This window comes from Snodgrassella sp. M0110, assembly GCF_016101465.1.
Taxonomy (GTDB): domain Bacteria; phylum Pseudomonadota; class Gammaproteobacteria; order Burkholderiales; family Neisseriaceae; genus Snodgrassella; species Snodgrassella alvi.
On sequence record NZ_JACFQM010000001.1, the window covers coordinates 543,663 to 562,901 of the forward strand.

Below are 19,239 nucleotides of genomic sequence, written 5' to 3' on the forward strand. Positions count from 1 at the left end.
TCAAATTTCAATTATAAAAATAGCTATATAAAAAATAACTTAACAGAGATATGAATTCTCTGTTAAGTTTAATATACGTAATTTAATGATAATGTGCAATTATCTTATAACGCAGCAAGTACGGCATCACCCATCTGGCTGCATGAAATACGCGTACAACCTTCTTCAAATATATCATTTGTCCGCAAACCTTGAGCCAGCACTTTGCCTACAGCTGCTTCGATTCGCTGAGCCGCATCTTCGTTATTCAGGCTGTAACGTAAAAGCATTGCTAAAGAGAGTATAGTAGCCAGTGGATTAGCCAGATTCTGACCGGCAATATCAGGAGCAGAACCATGTGAGGGTTCATACATACCCTTACCGGTTTCATTAAGAGAAGCGGAGGGCAGCATACCAATAGAGCCGGAAAGCATTGAAGCCTGATCAGAAAGAATATCACCGAAGATGTTGCCTGTTACGATAACGTCAAACTGCTTAGGTGCTTTAACCAGTTGCATGGCGGCGTTGTCTACGTACATATGGCTGACGCTGACATCAGGATAATCTTTACTCATTTCTGTAATGATTTCACGCCATAACTCTGTTGTTTCCAGTACATTGGCTTTATCGACGGAACAAAGTTTTTTGTTGCGTTTTTGTGCTGCTTCAAACGCAATTTTACCGATACGGCGAATTTCACTCTCACTGTAACGCATGGTGTTGATACCTTCGCGTTCACCGTTAGCTAATGTATGAATTCCGCGCGGTTCGCCAAAATAAATATCGCCGGTTAATTCACGTACGATAAGAATATTCAGTCCGGAAACCACTTCCGGTTTTAATGTAGAAGCATTGGCCAGCTCTGGATAGAGAATTGCCGGACGCAGATTGCCAAAAAGATTAAGGTCTTTGCGTATGGCCAGCAGACCGCGTTCGGGACGTAAAGAACGTTCCAGTTTATCGTATTGAGGGCCGCCGACTGCGCCAAGCAATACTGCATCAGCCTGACGACAGATATTCTGAGTAAATTCAGGGTAGGGATGTCCGTATTCATCATAGGCTGCTCCGCCTAATGGTGCATACTGATAATCTGCATCCAGCCCCTCTGCAATCAGTTTGTCCAGAACGCGTACGGTTTGTCCGATGATTTCCGGTCCGATACCGTCACCCGGAAGAATAGCAATATGTTTGCTCATTTTATTCTTTCTGCTTATCGATTAATGACTGATAATTTTGAGTCGTCAGTTAGTTTTTCAGATTATAAATGATTGAAAATTTCTGATTCAGTCAGGACTGATACAGCCATGGTTGTTGTTGCTTATGTTTATTTTCATATGCTTTGATAGCATCAGCATGTTGCAATGTCAGTCCGATTTCATCCAGACCGTTAAGCAGACAGTGTTTGCGGTGTTCAGTAATCTCAAAATGATAATGTTTTCCGTCCGGCGTGTTAACAGTTTGTTCCGGCAGATTAATATTTAGCTGATAACCTTCGTGAGCTGTCACATCGTGAAATAAGAGATCAACGATTTCTTCAGGCAGAACGATAGGTAATAAACCATTTTTGTAGCAGTTATTGAAAAAGATATCAGCAAAAGAAGGTGCAATAATGGCACGGAAGCCATAATCATCCAGAGCCCAGGGAGCATGCTCACGGCTGGAGCCGCAACCGAAGTTTTTCCGTGTGAGCAGAATATGCGCGCCCTGATAACATGGCTGATTAAGCACAAAATCAGGATTTAGCGGACGTTTACTGTTATCCATACCTGGCTCACCATGATCCAGATAACGCCATTCATCAAATGCATTCGGCCCAAAGCCGCTGCGTTTAATGGATTTAAGAAATTGTTTGGGAATGATTGCATCAGTATCTACATTAGCGCGGTCAAGAGGCGCTACGAGTGCAGTAAGAGTAGTAAAAGATTTCATGCGGTATTTCAGTATTTTGTAGTTTATGATTGAATTTTATGCAAGCCCTTGCGGGCTTGCATACAGTTACATTTCTGAGCGTACGTTGTCAGAAGCATTACTTACAGCCTGGCCACCGGCAGAAATATCGCGACCTACACCGGAAATAGTATGACAACCGGACAGAAAACCAACAATAGCAAGACTCAAAAGCATTAATTTTTTCATGATTTTATCCTTGTATTATTATCTGTTGGCAGCATTGGATAAGTGTTGACCACCAGCTTTGACGTCCTGTCCCACGCCGTGAATTGTATGGCAGCCAGTAACTACGGCCATAACTATTGCAGCAATTAACAACATTTTTTTCATACCATACTCCTTTAACAAAGATAAATATTTACAAATTCAATCAGAACTACATGCTTATCATGCACGTGCTGGCTTAAAACTGCAAGTTATTCACTTTATATCTGTCGCACATCGGTAAAATGTCCGGCAATGGCTGCAGCAGCGGCCATTGCCGGACTAACCAGGTGAGTACGTCCGCCGTTGCCCTGTCTGCCTTCAAAATTCCGGTTAGATGTTGAGGCACAGCGCTCTTGCGGCTGTAAACGGTCTGCATTCATGGCCAGACACATTGAGCAGCCCGGTTCACGCCACTCAAAACCGGCTGCTGTAAAGATTTTATCCAGTCCTTCTGCTTCTGCCTGCTGTTTAACCAGACCGGAACCGGGCACAATCAATACCCTTTTTACATTATCTGCTTTGTGATGTCCTTCTGCGACACTGGCAGCAATGCGTAAGTCTTCAATTCGTCCGTTTGTACAGGAACCAATAAAAACAACATCTACCGGAATCTCGTTAACTGGGGTACCAGCTGTTAATCCCATATATTGTAATGCGCGCTGCATACCTTCCCGTTTAACTGGATCAGTTTCAGCAGCCGGGTCTGGTACCTGCTGATTGACTGCAATCACCATTTCGGGTGACGTTCCCCATGTTACCTGTGGTTCTATATCTGCAGCATTAAAGTGATAGGTTTTATCAAAATGTGCGCCTTCATCGGATACTAAAGTGTGCCAGTAGCTAACAGCCTGATCCCACAGTTCACCCTGAGGTGCAAAATGACGGTCTTTAATATAATCAATAGTTGTCTGGTCGACGGCAACCAGACCGGAGCGGGCACCGGCCTCAATGGCCATGTTGCATAAGGTCATGCGGCCTTCCATAGAAAGATTACGTATAGTCTCGCCGCCAAATTCAATTGCATAGCCTGTACCGCCGGCTGTACCAATTTGCCCGATAATATATAAAGCAATATCTTTGGCTGTGATACCTGTTTTGAGGGTGCCATCGATTTTAATCAGCATGGTTTTTGATTTTTTTGCAGTAATACACTGTGTTGCCATCACGTGTTCTACTTCTGATGTGCCAATACCATGAGCAAGCGCCCCGAATGCACCATGTGTAGAAGTGTGTGAATCACCGCATACTACTGTCATCCCAGGTAAAGTTGCTCCCTGTTCAGGTCCGACAACATGCACAATACCCTGATTGATATTTTTAAATGGATAATATTTCTCTACACCGAATTCGCGAATATTTTTATCCAGTGTATTGACCTGAAGTTTGGATATCGGGTCAGTAATTCCTTCATCCCAGTGATCGGTCGGGGTGTTATGGTCAGCAGTGGCCACAATGCTTTGTTCACGCCAGAGCGGACGGTGAGCAAGTTTCAGTCCCTCAAAAGCCTGCGGACTGGTTACTTCATGTACAAGATGGCGGTCAATATAAAGTAAAACTGTACCATCAGCCTGTTCTTGGACAATATGGCTATTCCACAGTTTTTCATATAAGGTTTGTGCTTTCATTGTAGTAGCTTTGTTTTGTTATGTTTTATGTGTGGTGCATCTTAATACTGTTAAGGTGGTTTTACAAGTATTTTGTCTAAAAATAAATTTTTGGACTAAAATAAGTGAAATTAAAAAATATTTTAGACTAAATGTCTAATTTGTACCTATAAAATTCTCTACAAATTACACGGATAAATGACTCTTTAATATATAACAATCATTTTAATATATAACAATCATTTAGTTTATGCTGGTTAATCAGAACCCTGTGTAATAAAAATTATAAATAATGGAGATTACTGTTTTACAAAGGTTAGAAGTTATCGGTCCCAGGCTTTCTGGTATTTTTAAATTGATGGTGATGCTTTTGCTTTGATATCTGTGTTAATTTAATAAATGTGTCTGCTTAATTCAGCAGTAATCAGAAAAGAGCATGTACAAAGAATGATTTACCTGTTGATGTCTAAATTTTTATATTATGAAAAATTAATATTTTCATTAAATTATATATAGCCTAATTTATTTTACCACAATTTAGAGATAATAAATCTTTTATAATCAAAGTTTTTTACCAGTAAATTTTAATAGTATGAAAGTAATTTTTTATCTGCTTACTAAAAAGAGCTTGTTAGAATTATTAATCATTCTCATAATATCCTTTATGTTGTTTTTTTTATATTTTGGTGGATTTCCTTACGGGGAATGGATAGCCTTAAATATATACCCTTTTATGGCAGGGTTGAGTTCATGGATGTTTGTAAAAATAATAATACATACATTTAAAATAAAGAATTTATTAAAGTATAATTTATTTATATTTTTAGTTATTGTTCTATTATGTATATTTTTTATGTATATTCTAAAAAAATTATAATAACATTTTGAGAGTCTGTATGACTTTCATGAATTATTAATAACTACATTACATTATTATTTATCAAAAAGATATTAATTCAGGTACAAAAAGCAAAGCCGGAAATAATTACAATAAGCCTTGGGACAATACCAGTATATGTAAAGTAGAACATACTGGACGTAAATCACGTTCACAGGTTAAATAAAGTAAGATAACTTTCGATATGGGTATAAATTGCAATACTAAGGGTGATAGCATACGAAAATTATTTATCTGGGAAAACTATCTGATTAATTCAAAATGCCTAAATTTCACTATATCTGTTTGTTATGTGAATTAGAACAGGCTATTTATCTGCTGTAAGTATAAAACCTATATGGGAATTATGAAAAATCCCAAGTGATGTCCTATGATTTTATAACATGCAAAAGAAAATAAATAAAATATTGAAAGAAAAATTACTGGGGAGAATTTGCTGAAGGTTTGAAAAACTAGTTATAGAAATATTTTGAGACCATTCTCGCGGCTGGTATTTAGATTTATATTTATGGTTGCCTGCTTGAATCTGTCTGAAAATAAAACTTTTAGTTCAGCCAAACTTAAAAAGAATACCCTCTGAACTAGCAAAATTATATAGAATACCGCATGTGCAGCAAAAATGCTGGGTATGAATGTGGAAAGGAATGAAATATGAGTTTACCTGATGTAGCCTCAGCGCATCGTGAAGAATTGCAGGATTTTGAACGTGCAATTTTAGCCAGTCAAACACAGATTGAATCATGGTTTCGTGCTCAATGGCGACATCACCACGCTCCTTTTTACGGTTCTGTGGATATTCGTAACAGCGGATATAAATTAGCCAGCATAGATATGAATCTGTTTCCGGGCGGATTTAATAATCTGAATCCCGTTTTTCTTCCGCTGGCATCAGTAGCAGCACAGGATGCCGTAGAACGTGCCTGTGCAGATGCACAATCAGTTTTACTAATTCCCGAAAATCATACGCGCAACACTTTTTATTTACAAAATGTCTATGCGCTGTATTCTATCTTGCGCCATGTCGGATTAGATGTTCGTATCGGAACCCTGAATCCTGAGATTACAGAGATTACCACGCTGGAAACAGCGCTGGGTGATCACATTACACTGGAACCTGTACAGCGACAGGGCAATCTTTTACAGCTGGCCGACGGTTTCACCCCTTGTATGATTCTCCTAAATAATGATTTATCTGGCGGCGTGCCGGAAATATTGCAGGGTCTGGAGCAAACATTATTGCCTCCGTTAAAAGCAGGGTGGACTACAAGGCGTAAAAGTACACATTTTCAGGCCTATAATCAGGTAGCTTCTGAGTTTGCACAATTAGTAGGTATAGATGAATGGACAATTAATCCTTACTTCGAAGTATGCAGTGGTCTGGATTTTACCAGTCATGAAGGAGAAAACCGGCTGGCTGAAACTGTAGAAAGATTATTGCAGCGTATTCAGCACAAGTACGATGAATTAGGTATTCAGGATAAACCATTTGTTATTGTTAAAGCCGATGCCGGTACTTATGGTATGGGTGTCATGAGTGTGCATTCTGCTGAAGAAGTACGCGGTTTAAATCGTAAAAAACGTAATAAAATGGCTAAAATCAAAGAAGGCCTGGAAGTAAGCGAAGTAATTGTACAGGAAGGAATTTATACTTATGAAACGCTGAATGGGGCAACAGCCGAGCCTGTGGTATATATGATGGACCGGTTTGTCATTGGTGGTTTTTACCGGGTACATCAGGATCGCGGTCCGGATGAAAATCTGAATGCAGTTGGTATGCATTTTGTACCATTACAATGCAATATTGCTTCTCTGGATACTCAGAGTGCTGAAGAAGCAGCCAGTAAACGGGAATTTAAACCATGGGAACAGCTGGGTATACCGCAAACAGAAAATGTCACTCAAGCCAGAGATTGCGAAAGTATCCGCTTATATGTTTACGGAGTGCTGGCCAGACTGTCACTTCTGGCCGCTGCCATTGAGTTGGAAAATATGTCTGAACCGGCGGTTTAATTTATCCGGATCGATTATATGATTCGCTGAATATCAAAGTATGAAAACCGGCCTCAGTATTAATAAAAATTTATTTTTAAAGTAAGTGTTTATAATGAAAAAAATTCGTGTTTTAACTGGTGTAACGCCAAGCGGATTTCCTCACCTGGGTAATTACGTAGGGGCAATTCGTCCGGCAATACAAGCAAGTATGAACTCAGAAGTAGAATCTTTTCTGTTTTTATCTGATTATCATGCGCTAATTAAATGTCATGAGCCTGAAAAAGTCCATGAATCTACCAAAGCAGTAGCAGCAACCTGGCTTGCCTGCGGTCTTGATCCGGAACGGACAACTTTTTATCGTCAGACTGATATTCCTGAAGTAATGGAGTTGAACTGGATACTTACCTGTAATACAGCCAAAGGCCTGATGAACAGGGCACATGCCTATAAAGCTGCGGTACAGGAAAATGCAGAAAAAGGGCAGGAAGATCCGGATCACGGAGTTGAAATGGGGCTGTTCTGTTATCCGATGCTGATGAGTGCGGATATACTGATGTTTAATGCGGATAAAGTACCGGTAGGACGTGATCAGATTCAGCATCTTGAAATGGCGCGCGATATTGCCGGTCGATTTAATCATCGTTATAAACCGTTATTTACGTTACCGGAAGCTCAAATTGATGACAACGTTGAAACTCTGTTAGGGCTGGACGGCCGGAAGATGAGCAAAAGTTATGGTAATACCATTCCATTATTTGAGTCTGAGAAAAAATTGCAGAAAGCTGTTAATAAAATTGTTACCAATCTGAAAGAACCCGGTGAAGCCAAACAACCGGATGAAAGTCCGCTGTTTGATATTTATAAGGCATTTGCGACTCCGGCAGAAACTTTACAGTTTACTCAGATGCTGGCTGACGGGCTGGCCTGGGGTGAGGCTAAAAAAATTCTGGCTGCAAAAATTAATGAAGAACTGGCTGAAAAACGTGAACGTTTCGAGCAGCTTAACGCACAACCATCCTTAATTGAGGATATTTTGCAGGCTGGAGCAGTAAAAGCACGTCAGACAGCAAAACCTTTGCTGGAAGCTGTACGTGAAGCTGTGGGTATCCGCTCACTCAAATAAATAACGTGGTAATTATCCGGACGGGAATAATTTTATCCTGGCCGGATAAAAATTCTAACAGGTAAATTCAATGAAAATCTTATTTATTGCAGACCCGATGGCGAGTTTCAAGACTTATAAAGATACGACTTATGCCATGATGCGCGAAATGTCTCAGCGGGGCTGGAAACTGTTTCACACCTTAGCCGGTAACTTGAGTGTGCAAAATGAGTATGTGACAGCAAAGGCAGATGAATTTGATTTTATTGAAGCAAAAGATAAATATGACCATGCATGGTTTAATGTTTTATCTCAGCAGCAATATACCTTAAATAGTTTTGATGCAGTAATCATGCGTACAGATCCGCCTTTTGATATGCAGTATCTGTACGCTACTCATTTGCTGACACTGGCTTCTACTCAGGGTGCGCATGTATATAACAGTGGTCAGGCTATGCGTGATTTTAATGAAAAACTGGCTATTCTGAATTTTCCTGAGCTTATCGCACCAACACTGGTTACTACCCGCGCTGCAGACATACGTGAATTTTTAACCCGGCATCATGACATTATTATTAAGCCTCTGGATGGTATGGGAGGAATGGGTATCTTTCGTCTGACGCTAAGTGATCCCAATATCGGCAGTATTCTGGAAATGCTGATGCATCTGGATAGTCGAACTATCATGGCACAACGTTATATTCCAGAAATTGTGCATGGTGATAAACGTATATTGGTTATTGGTGGAAAAGTCGTTCCGTATGCGTTGGCTCGTATTCCGCAGCATGGTGAAACGCGCGGAAATCTGGCTGCCGGAGGAAAGGGTGTGGCTCAGCCATTGAGTCAACGAGATCAGCAGATTGCAGAAACACTTGCTCCGGAACTGGTACGCAGAGGGATTTTACTTGCCGGTCTGGATGTTATTGGTGATTACCTCACTGAAATTAATGTAACCAGCCCGACAGGTTTTCAGGAAATTACCAGTCAGACTGATTGTAATGTACCGGCACTTTTTGCTGATGCAGTGGAAGAAGCCGCCCGCTTATATGGCTCTCCGGTTTGATACTTAAAAACTCAATTAAAAATTCAATATAACAAGGATAATATTTGATCATGCCTGAAAATAATCAATCGTTTGCAACATCGATTAAAGGTAAAAAGGGCTTACGCCGTATATTCAATGCCTATGGTTATTCTCTGGCGGGTTTGAAGGCTGCTTGCAGTGAATCGGCTTTTCGCCAGCTGCTGGCATTAAATAGCGTATTGATTATACTTGTATTTGTGCTGGATTTTGGTAGTTTGACACGAATGGTATTAATCATGGCATCGTTTTTAAGCTGGATTGTGGAATTATTTAATACTGCAATTGAAGCTGCAGTAGATCATACTTCGCTGGAAAAGCATCCTCTGGCAAAGCGAGCCAAAGATACGGCTTCAGCCGCTCAATTGTTAACTATGCTATTGCTGGCTGTATTATGGTCAATGGCATTGTGGCGAGACTATTTTGTAAACTGGTTTTAAGTCACAATTAAATTTAGGATCTGGGCAGAATAATTACATAATAATGACAGCCTGATTCTGAAAAATATTGCCAAACTATTTACATTTTCTTCATATAGCAGAATATATACATATCTGGCAGATATACTGAGAAGGAAAGGGCAGACAATGCATTTTTTGCTGATTTTATTACCGGTATTTGGTATTTTCGTCACGGGTTTTATCGCTCAGAAGACATTGAAATTTGATATTGCCGGTTTATCAAAAATGTCTTTGTATATTCTGTCTCCCTTTCTGGCTTTCAAAACTTTCTATAATCACCCGCTAACTAGTGCTTATGTTTATTATGCTTTTTATGTTCTGGCATTGTGTGTCGGGCTGATTATACTGGTTTATCTCTGGTCGGCATTTTGTCATTATAAAAATCAGGATAATTGTGCTCTGATTCTGGCTTCATGCTTTATGAATAACGGTAATTATGGCACTCCGGTAATTCTGGTATTTTTTGGTAGTGCTGGTTTTGATATTGCTGTTATTCTGATGGTATTACAGCAATTTATTATGAGCACCATCGGCACTTATTATGCAGCTAAAGGCAGTAGCGATGTTGATGGTATTAGCCAGAATACCGTACTGAAAAAAGTCTTACGAATGCCGATTATTTATGGCGCATTGTTCGGATTAATATTTCAATTACTGCATATTCCTTTAAGTAAGGAAATTATGCTGGCAGTGGGTATGATCGGGGATTCATCTATTCCGGTAATTATGCTGATTCTGGGCATGCAGCTGGCTACATTGCATATCAGGCAGATTGAAACAGCCAAAATCAGTTTTGCGCTGGTTATTCGATTACTGATTTCACCTCTGTGGGCAATGCTGCTTGTATATTTTATGCCAATAGATCTAATGGCTAAAAAAGTGCTTATAGTGCTGGCGGCAATGCCTACCGCGGCTAACACTACATTACTGGCTGTCCAGTTCAATACCAGACCACAGCTTGTATCTACAGCTACCTTTATCAGCACGGTTTTAAGTTTAATTACTTTGCCTGTTGTTCTGATGCTGGTTCAGCCTCCGGTTATGCATTTATAAATAATATAAATAAAATTCTTACAAATGCTTCTGGTTGAGATATCTGTATTTAATAACAGTTATTACCTGATGTAATAACTGTTATTACGGCTGCTGTAATGCACTTTTACCTGAGAACTGCTATAAAAATAAAAAATTTAATACTGAATCAGGTTTAATGATATGAAAGTCAGTCAGCTGCAAAATTATAAAAGTATCTTGTATTTATTAATCACGGTTGCAGGCTGGGGAATTATGTATCCTGCCTCAAAACATGCTGTTTCTTCTGGTATTGATGGTTATTATCTTACCTGTATTCGCTATGTGCCTGGTGCCCTGCTGGTTAGTCTGGTATTGATTATTCAGGAAGGAAAACAGAGTTTTCGAACAGAAAATAAAACTTTGCAGCTTTGGTTTTTCGGTAGTATCGGTTTTGCCGGATTGAATTTTTTTACATTTATCGGTATAGGATTCTCATCAGCCGAACATGCAACGATTATTCTGGCTTTAATGCCTTTATTATCCCTGATTTTATTTTCAATAATTCATCGCATTTTGCCGGATTTTCGCACAATCATCTGCATGCTATTGGCTTTTACTGGTATTGTTCTGGTTATTACCGATGGAAATTTTAACCATTTACTTGCCTCATCAAGTTTTATTGGTGACTTATTATTACTCACAGCAACTGTTTGCTGGGTAATATATACTTATTTTGCCAATACGATGATTTCAAAATATGATTGGAGTGCATTGCGTATAACTGCTCTGAGTTCTTCATTAGGAATGTTAACTATCATAGCAATAACTATGATTGCGACTTTGCTGGGATATGCCGGCAGGCCGGAAATGAAAGCCATACTAGCAAGCAGACTGGATATTTTTATACTGATTATCACTGCGCTGGTTATCATTAGCTGGAATGCCGGTATTAAAGGTCTGGGTGCAGTTAATGGTATTTTATTTGTTAATCTGGTACCGGTTATTTCGTCTGTTATCGGTATTTTTCAGGGGCATAAAATTTCTGTAGTGGAAATGTGCGGTATGGCTATAACTTTGGTCGCGTTGGTGCTAAATAATATTTTTATGCGAAATAATCAACAGACTAATGATTAGATTCAAATCATTTAAAGCATTATCAGAATGAAAAAACGTTTAAAAAGCATGCATATAGCTAGTCTTGAATTGTTTTTGACGGCTGCTGAAAATGAAAATTTTTCTACAGCTGCACAATATCTGAATATTACACCGGCAGCAGTCAGTCGTTCAATTAAGCGTCTTGAGGAAAGAATAGGGGTTGAATTATTTAGTCGCAATACTCGTAAAACAAAATTAACGCCAGAAGGACGAATTTATTATACAAAATGTACTGAAGTTCTGGAGTCATTAATCAGTACCGAAAAGGCACTGAAAGTAAACAAAGAGGCAATTTCCGGTAAATTGAAAATAAGCGTTCCGGAAACTTTTTTTAATTATAAAATAATACCCTATGTAAAATGCTTTTGTGCACAGTATCCGCAGCTTAAGCTTGACTTTCATGTAACAAACCGCAATATTGACTTTGTAACGGAAACTTATGATATTGCTGTAAGACTGATTCAGCCGGATACCAGACTGGAACCATTTTTAGTTAAAAGGAAATTATATTGTGCCACATCCGGTTTGTTTGCCAGTCCTGAATATTTGTCTGAGAATAATATAATATATGAACCGGCTGATATTCAAAATCATAAGTGTATCAATTTCAGTATCAGCCAGAATAATAAAAAATTTTCATGGAAATATATAGATAAAAGCACAGCACACAGTAATGGAACTGATCAGATACACGTATTTGACAGTATGCTGGCAACAAAATTTCTGGCCATTAATGGCAATGGTATTGTTCAGCTTTTTCGATTTGCTGTTCAGGAAGAGTTACAATCCGGCAAGCTGGTCGAAATATTACCGGAATGTTCTCAGGATAATCAATGGGAGTTTTGTTTTCTTTATCCGCAAAGCAATAAAAATTCGGCAAAACTACGGGTTTTTATTGATTATTTCAGTAAACAAATAAAATAATCAGTTTTTCTGCATAATTTATATAAACAGATTTATTTATCTGGATAGGTTCTGTTTGATAAATTGACAAAATCTTTTGCTGCTGTTTTCTCTTGCCGGCAAAATAATCGGACTATTTGGGTTAATTGTAAATAAAATAGCTGGTTTAGTGATCATTAACGCCTGTTTTCAAGATAATTGTATTTTTTCCGGATAAAGATATTTGCTAATTAGTTCAGTGCAGAACTTATCGTTACGGTGATAAATCGGTATCATAGCTGCTTAAACCAGTTGTGATGACAGACTGAATGGCATATGACTAAACTAAAATTTACTAAAATGCATGGTTTGGGTAATGATTTCATGGTGATAGACGGAATTAGCCAGAAATTTTATCCGGATACAGCACCAATCGCTGCATGGGCTCAGCGCCATACAGGGGTGGGATTTGATCAGCTTCTGCTGATTGAAGCACCGCAGACACCGAACGCTGATTTTCGTTATCGTATTTTTAATGCAGATGGCTCCGAAGTAGAGCAATGTGGTAATGGTGCACGCTGCTTCGCCCGTTTTGTTTATGATAAAGGATTAACCAGCAAAAAACAGATTGTGGTAGAAACTGCCGGCGGAATAATTGTGCCGCGATTGAATGAAGATGGGCTGGTAACAGTGGATATGGGTATACCGCTGTTTGCACCGGAACAGATTCCGTTTGCGGCTATTGATGAAAATGATGCCAAGAGTATCAGCCATGAACTGGTTGTCGGAGCTGATACCGTTAGTGTGACCTGTATCAATATGGGTAATCCGCATGCAGTGATGGTTGTAGAAGATATTAATCATGCGCCTGTGCACCGGCTTGGTGCAGCCATTGAAAGTCACAGACAGTTCCCTCAGCGAGTTAATGTCGGATTTATGCAGATAAAAGCGCCACGAGAGATTTATTTGCGTGTGTTTGAACGAGGTGTTGGAGAAACACAGGCATGCGGTACCGGTGCCTGTGCTGCGGTTGTAGCCGGAATCAGTCTGGGCTTACTGGGTGATGATAAACCAGTACAAGTGAATTTACCCGGCGGACAGCTATCAATAAGCTGGCAGCAGAAACCTGATGCGCATGTCTGGATGACCGGGCCGGCAGAAACTGTATTTGAAGGAGAGATTAATTACTTATGAGTATTAAGGAAGCTGAAGTACTAAAATTTTTACATGCACAGCCACAGTGGTTATACGAGCATGCTACTGAATTTAATCTGCGTCCGATTGAAAGCAAAATATTGTCATTTCAACAGGGCAAAATGCAGGTAATGCAGCAAAAAACTGAAAAAATGGCCTCACAGCTTATTCAAATGCTGGGCGATGCTGATGCTAACCATACATTAATGGCCAAATTTATGGCGTTTACTCAGCGTCTGCTTATCGTCAATACTCTGGCACAATGGCAGCGAGCCATCAGCGATGGATTAAACAATGAATTTACTTTACCTTATCATGCACTAATCATCATTGCAGATATTCCTAAAAATGTTCGTGTACCTGTAAATTTACATGTGAATGAGAAATTTAAGGTTATTGGTAAAAAATTAACTGCTCCTGCTTGTGGCACTTTACCGGTTGCTGCTCTACTGGAATTATTGCCTGAACAACCACGACTGGAAAGTTTTTTGCAATTACCTTTACGCTGGAAAGAACAGACGCTGGCTATTCTGGTAATTGGGCATGAAGATGAAGCACATTTTTCCCCTGATATGTCTACTGAATGGGTCGCTGCTATAGCTGATAATATGGCGGCTGTGCTTGCACGTTTGCTGAAACTGGTGCGTTAATGGGTACGCTAATCAGTTATGCAGTAGTATTGGCATATGCAGGAGTATTTGTCTGGCAATGCTGTAAATATCGGGTTTATGGCTGGCTGGTTATTTCACTGGTACTCTGGATAGTTCTGGCAGGAATGAGTAGTCTGGTATTACCAGGTATTGCTGGCTTATTTAAGCCATTAAATCTGTTTTTGATGCCAATGTACATCTTACTGGGTTCATGTTTTACCTTTTACCAGCGTGACCGGATGAAACAAAGCTTGTATTTAACTACGTTGCGATACAGTGGGTTGCTGCAATTTGTTACTTATATAATTTGTCTGGTTTTGGTTTTATACCTGGTGAAAAACACTATTTTGCTGATTCCGTTTCTGGCCAGTTTATTTCAGATGATTATCTGGCAGCCGATTTTCTGGATAGGTAGCCAGGGAATAATAATGCTTCTGTTATTTCTGCGCAGTACTGAAACTGAAAACCCTGTCTGGAGTGTACGAACTGTATTATTTTTCTGTTTATTTGAACAGTTATTGTATTTGATAATGAGTTTCAGGGGCAAAATGTAAAAAAGTTTAATCAGTACAGGTTGCTATAATAATTTTTATTATTAATGCTTAGTATTAAGCAACAAAAAAGCCAGACTTTCCAGTCTGGCTTTTTTGATTTTTTGTGCTTAGTGAGAAGCAGCAGAAGCTTCAGAAGCTACAGCAGGAGCAGAAACTTCAGATGCCTGAGCTGGAACCTGAGCTGGTTCAGAAGTCTGAATTGGTTCAGAAGTTGCAGGAGCAGAAACTTCAGATGCAGCAGAAGCTTCAGAAGAAGCTGGAGTTTGGTTGTCATTTTTACATGCAGCCAAGAACAAAGACATCAGGGCAGCAGCTACTAACAAAGATTTTTTCATGATTATGTACCTTAATCTGTATCAAAAAGTATTACTTTAGTGATGGAAATCCAGTTTTTGCGCACCATATCATTCGTCAATAAATAGCAATAGTGCGCATAACTTGTGCAAAGCGAATTATGCCCCGCCTTGCCAACTAATGCAATCAGCCAAGTGCGTATTTTCGTTAAATAAGCATTTTGATCAATTTTTCTGCATGGCTGCAAGCCCTGACTAATACCGCATTCACTTCATTGCAAGTCAACAATATACTGTAGTTATTTAAAGTATAAATTATTGATAAAACTTAATAAAAATAAATAATAGATAACGATAATGTTATAAAAAAGTACCTGCAGGGTTTAATTGTTGAGATTTGGAGAAGTTGCTTTTTTACAACAATTATATCTGTTTGTTGTATTATTCACTCACATTTATTATGTGCATGGTTAATGTAACTGATAATAATGTTAAGAAAAAGTATTATGAAAAATAGCTGTATCATTACGGATCATTTTAATATTAAAATAATAAGATTACTATTTATATTTATTTGATATAAATATAAATTATCTATATATTTTCAGTTTAATTTTTATATATCCAATTTAAAAGATAGCTAGTGAAAATATTTGATATCAGATACTTTTTTCAGATGCATGATTTAATTTTTACTGGCAAAATATGTATCAATTTTGGTATTTTTTATTAATTAATGTTAATTTAATATAATAATTTCTTGCGGTTAACAATTGCTTTAGTATAAAAACAGTCTCATATTAATCAGAATTTACTTTAAGCTCGGCAGTAAAGTTATTATTTTGAAGTTCTGGTTAATTTAAACTAATTGCTCTTATCGATTTTTTGTTCAAACAGTTCATTAATCCATATTGCATATTTTCTTTACCTGATTATTATGTTTATTAAATGGTATGTTAATTAGTGTAGTCGATGTTTGTAACGATTATTCGTTATAATGATTGATTTCAACTTTTCGGCATGTGTACTTTGGGCATGTCAGCCGTATGTTAGTTATCATAGTTTCAATGCAGGAAATCGACCATGACAGAATCCATAGAACGTGAAAGCATGCATTATGATGTTGTGATTGTTGGTGCTGGACCGTCTGGATTAGCTGCTTCCATACGATTAAAGCAACTTGCAGCTAAAGAGCAACGTGACATTAGTGTATGCATTGTCGATAAAGGTTCTGAAGTGGGGGCGCATATTCTTTCAGGAGCCGTCATTGATCCGCGTTCATTATCTGAACTGATTGAAAACTGGCAAGAAAAAGGCGCACCTTTAACCTGTGCAGTTAAAGAAGACCGGCTGCTGTTTCTGACTGAAAAAAAAGCTTATCGTTTACTTACTCCGTCCAGCTTTAATAATCATGGTAATTATATTATTAGTCTGGGGTTGTTTTGTCGCTGGCTGGCTCAGCAGGCTGAGGAAATGGGGGTAGAGATTTATCCTGGTTTTGCAGCTGCAGAAGTTCTTTATCATCCTGATGGTTCCGTACGCGGAATTGCTACCGGTGATATGGGACTGAATAAAGACGGACAACCGGGAAGTAATTATCAGCAGGGTATGGCGTTACTGGCAAAACAAACTATATTTGCTGAAGGATGTCGGGGTTCGCTTACCAAAACTTTAATTCGGCAGTTTCAGCTGGATAAAGATTGTCAGAATCAGACTTATGGAATTGGTATCAAAGAATTATGGTCTATTGTTCCGGGAAAATCCAAACCGGGTACAGTTATTCATTCAATTGGCTGGCCGCTTGACCGGAAAACTTATGGTGGTTCATTTCTTTATCACTTAAATGATAACAAAGTTGCTGTCGGGTTTGTGGTTGGACTGGATTATCAGAATCCGTATATGTCACCATTTTCTGAAATGCAGCGCTATAAAACCCATCCGGCTATCCGGGAGGTGCTTGAGGGTGGTACCCGTATTGCTTATGGGGCACGTGCATTAAGCGAAGGTGGATTGCAAAGTTTGCCTAAACTGACTTTTCCTGGTGGCGTGCTTGTCGGTGATACTGCCGGTTTTCTGAATGTTCCCCGAATCAAAGGCATTCATGCGGCAATGAAGTCAGGTATGCTGGCTGCAGAGGCTATTACAGAGGTATTAAAAGAGGAACATGTCAGTGATGAAAGTAATACTGAAGCAGTGAAATATAGTGAATTGTTTCGAAACAGCTGGCTGTATCATGAGTTACATAAAGTACGAAACATCCGGCCGTCATTTAAATGGGGGCTGTTTGGTGGTCTGGCCTATAGTGGACTTGAAGAGTATATTTTCAGAGGCAAGGCACCGTGGACGCTACGTCATCAAAGTCCGGATTATGCATCTTTACGCAAAGCGCAAGCATGCCGGCCTATTGATTATCCCAAAGCCGATGGTAAATTAACCTTTGATCGTACGAGTAGTGTTTATCTTGCCAGTATCAGCCATGATGAGAATCAGCCCGTACATTTAAAATTGAATAATCCTGAGCTGGCAATATCCGTTAATTATCGTGAATATGCCAGTCCGGAAACACGCTATTGTCCGGCTGGTGTTTATGAAATTGTAGATCAGGCCGGTGAACCGCATTTACAGATCAATGCGCAAAACTGCGTGCATTGCAAAACCTGTGATATTAAAGACCCTGAGCAGAATATTAACTGGGTTTGTCCTGAGGGTGGATGCGGGCCCAATTATGCAGAGATGTAAGAAAATAATAATTTATTTTATCTGAATCTATCTAATTAAACAGGCTGGCAATTATATTATTGCCAGCCTGTTTAGGTTTAATGTTCACGTTCGTGAAAAAAAGTATAAGTGGCATCGTGAAATAATTCTACTTGCGGATTTTCCTCATACTGTAATTCCGCAATTTCATTATCAAAAGCCGCGCGTATGGATTCAGTAGCCAACTCAGCTATGTCTGCAGGCAGCGCACGCAGCAGACCTTTAATTGCGGTGGCCAGCACCCGGTTTTGCATCATCAGAACCTCGTTGCTTTCTTCCAGAAACTCTATTCGCTGCTCAATGGTACTCATGTGTTATTCCTAATTTAATTGAACACTATGTAGTTTATTTTAGCATTTTAACCTATAAAAGTTGCTATAATTACTCAGATATGGCTTACATAAAAATATGCACAGCCAGTTAAAATATACCGGACTGATCAGAAGTGGGGGCATGGTGAAAAATCAGTATGAACAACAAAATCAATTTGTTTTTACTTTGAGTGATGATCTGCCTGAACAGCAATCTGTCGCTAATTCAACTGTCAGCCCTGCAAAAATGGCTACAGAGACTATGCCCGAATGGGAGCGAAGTCTTGAGCAGTTGCGCCAGCACAAAAAAAAGCAAGATAGCCGGTCAAACAGTCAGGAAGAAGTCATATCAGATGCACCGCCGTTATCTATACCTAAAACCAGAAGACGCTCGCATGATTTCAATGTGCCTCCGATAGTTACCAATACGATAAAAAATCGCAGCAGACAACCTGAGCCAGAGCCTAAAATGGTATCTACATCCCAGCCTGCTGAAGTTTTACTGGATCCAGTACAGCGTGAGCGGGTTTATCGGGCTTATCTGAAACAATGGCAGCAGCAAAGTACACTAGAAGCGCAAAAGCAGGAATCTGCATTAAATGATACAGCCTTGCTTATTCAAGAAGACTGGCTGGCCGCACAAAACTGTTTACAAAGCGCTCCTGTTGATGAAAATCTGCCCTCAAACTATACTATCCAGCTAAAAGGCAAACAGTCTACTGTTATACCAACAGATGTAAGCCGGCAAAATACAGAAGATGAGCTTTCTGCTACCAGCGATAATGGCCAGCCGATCATTCATGTACATATGCATGTCATAGAACCGCGTGGTACAGCTAACAGGGCAGTAACCTGTATTTCCGAGCAGGCTTTACTGCAACAGTTAACTGAAAAATTACGTCCGCATCTTACTGATGTATTAGCCGGTATGGTTCGTGTTGCAATACAAAAGCATACAGCTGGTTTAGTAACCACATTACAGCGTGAATTAATGGCCGAAGTACCCGGAGCAGTAGAGGATGTACTGCAGCATAATCTGACACAGGTTATGAATAATTTTAAGAAAAAACAGCGCTAAATCAGGTCTTGCTTTAATGTAATATTTATAGATAATGCAACTGAGTACACTAGCCATTCGAGTGTACTCAGTTTTAT

At 39.2% G+C, this 19,239-nt stretch carries 19 protein-coding genes; 12 read left to right on the forward strand and 7 right to left on the reverse strand.

What is annotated here, in order from left to right; genetic code table 11:
• Positions 1-104: 104 nt before the first annotated feature.
• From leuB to leuC, 5 genes are all read right to left on the reverse strand, one after another.
• A complete protein-coding gene (leuB, locus tag H3T84_RS02435) occupies positions 105-1,175 on the reverse strand; it encodes a 3-isopropylmalate dehydrogenase (RefSeq protein WP_084553471.1) in 1,071 nt (356 codons plus the stop codon).
• A gap of 91 nt (positions 1,176-1,266) precedes the next feature.
• Positions 1,267-1,908 (reverse strand): 3-isopropylmalate dehydratase small subunit, encoded by a 642-nt coding sequence (gene leuD, locus H3T84_RS02440; protein WP_198217645.1) that lies wholly within the window; start codon positions 1,906-1,908, stop codon positions 1,267-1,269.
• Between the two features lie 66 nt (positions 1,909-1,974).
• The gene (locus tag H3T84_RS02445) at positions 1,975-2,115 is read right to left on the reverse strand and encodes an entericidin A/B family lipoprotein (protein ID WP_174833674.1); all 141 of its coding nucleotides are present in this window, start codon (positions 2,113-2,115) and stop codon (positions 1,975-1,977) included.
• An 18-nt stretch (positions 2,116-2,133) separates the two neighbouring features.
• Positions 2,134-2,259, reverse strand: coding sequence for an entericidin A/B family lipoprotein (locus H3T84_RS02450; RefSeq protein ID WP_198217654.1), 126 nt, complete (start codon positions 2,257-2,259; stop codon positions 2,134-2,136).
• Between the two features lie 95 nt (positions 2,260-2,354).
• Entirely contained in the window at positions 2,355-3,761 is a 1,407-nt protein-coding gene (gene leuC / locus H3T84_RS02455; protein WP_174833673.1) for a 3-isopropylmalate dehydratase large subunit, read from the reverse strand.
• 1,528 nt (positions 3,762-5,289) lie between these two features.
• Between leuC and gshA the strand changes: the two genes are divergently transcribed.
• From gshA to H3T84_RS02505, 10 genes are all read left to right on the forward strand, one after another.
• The gene (gene gshA, locus H3T84_RS02460; RefSeq protein WP_037392328.1) at positions 5,290-6,648 is read left to right on the forward strand and encodes a glutamate--cysteine ligase; all 1,359 of its coding nucleotides are present in this window, start codon (positions 5,290-5,292) and stop codon (positions 6,646-6,648) included.
• A gap of 94 nt (positions 6,649-6,742) precedes the next feature.
• Positions 6,743-7,753, forward strand: coding sequence for a tryptophan--tRNA ligase (trpS, locus tag H3T84_RS02465; RefSeq protein WP_198217656.1), 1,011 nt, complete (start codon positions 6,743-6,745; stop codon positions 7,751-7,753).
• Positions 7,754-7,823: 70 nt separating this feature from the next.
• On the forward strand, positions 7,824-8,795 hold the full coding sequence (gshB, locus tag H3T84_RS02470; RefSeq protein WP_198217657.1) for a glutathione synthase: 972 nt from the start codon (positions 7,824-7,826) through the stop codon (positions 8,793-8,795).
• 50 nt (positions 8,796-8,845) lie between these two features.
• A complete protein-coding gene (locus H3T84_RS02475) occupies positions 8,846-9,253 on the forward strand; it encodes a diacylglycerol kinase (protein ID WP_198217659.1) in 408 nt (135 codons plus the stop codon).
• Positions 9,254-9,400: 147 nt separating this feature from the next.
• Complete coding sequence (locus H3T84_RS02480; protein WP_084548018.1) at positions 9,401-10,327, forward strand: AEC family transporter; 927 nt, start codon at positions 9,401-9,403, stop codon at positions 10,325-10,327.
• A 162-nt stretch (positions 10,328-10,489) separates the two neighbouring features.
• Complete coding sequence (locus H3T84_RS02485) at positions 10,490-11,422, forward strand: DMT family transporter (protein ID WP_198217661.1); 933 nt, start codon at positions 10,490-10,492, stop codon at positions 11,420-11,422.
• 27 nt (positions 11,423-11,449) lie between these two features.
• Complete coding sequence (locus H3T84_RS02490) at positions 11,450-12,367, forward strand: LysR family transcriptional regulator (RefSeq protein ID WP_084553453.1); 918 nt, start codon at positions 11,450-11,452, stop codon at positions 12,365-12,367.
• 294 nt (positions 12,368-12,661) lie between these two features.
• Entirely contained in the window at positions 12,662-13,519 is an 858-nt protein-coding gene (gene dapF / locus H3T84_RS02495) for a diaminopimelate epimerase (protein WP_174831922.1), read from the forward strand.
• The gene (locus H3T84_RS02500) at positions 13,516-14,169 is read left to right on the forward strand and encodes a DUF484 family protein (RefSeq protein ID WP_198217663.1); all 654 of its coding nucleotides are present in this window, start codon (positions 13,516-13,518) and stop codon (positions 14,167-14,169) included. Before dapF ends, H3T84_RS02500 begins: the two co-directional genes overlap by 4 nt.
• Positions 14,169-14,723 (forward strand): hypothetical protein, encoded by a 555-nt coding sequence (locus H3T84_RS02505; protein ID WP_174833667.1) that lies wholly within the window; start codon positions 14,169-14,171, stop codon positions 14,721-14,723. Before H3T84_RS02500 ends, H3T84_RS02505 begins: the two co-directional genes overlap by 1 nt.
• 107 nt (positions 14,724-14,830) lie before the next feature.
• Here H3T84_RS02505 and H3T84_RS02510 read toward each other — a convergent pair whose 3' ends face one another.
• The gene (locus H3T84_RS02510) at positions 14,831-15,058 is read right to left on the reverse strand and encodes a hypothetical protein (protein WP_198217665.1); all 228 of its coding nucleotides are present in this window, start codon (positions 15,056-15,058) and stop codon (positions 14,831-14,833) included.
• Positions 15,059-16,099: 1,041 nt separating this feature from the next.
• Between H3T84_RS02510 and H3T84_RS02515 the strand changes: the two genes are divergently transcribed.
• Positions 16,100-17,755, forward strand: coding sequence for an electron transfer flavoprotein-ubiquinone oxidoreductase (locus H3T84_RS02515; RefSeq protein WP_198217666.1), 1,656 nt, complete (start codon positions 16,100-16,102; stop codon positions 17,753-17,755).
• Between the two features lie 77 nt (positions 17,756-17,832).
• On the opposite strand, the gene H3T84_RS02520 is transcribed toward H3T84_RS02515, so the two are convergent.
• Positions 17,833-18,084, reverse strand: a complete 252-nt coding sequence (locus H3T84_RS02520) for a hypothetical protein (protein WP_198217669.1) — start codon at positions 18,082-18,084, stop codon at positions 17,833-17,835.
• 142 nt (positions 18,085-18,226) lie between these two features.
• Here H3T84_RS02520 and H3T84_RS02525 point away from each other — a divergent pair, with 142 nt between their 5' ends.
• A complete protein-coding gene (locus tag H3T84_RS02525) occupies positions 18,227-19,162 on the forward strand; it encodes a hypothetical protein (protein WP_198217671.1) in 936 nt (311 codons plus the stop codon).
• The last annotated feature ends 77 nt before the right edge of the window (positions 19,163-19,239 follow it).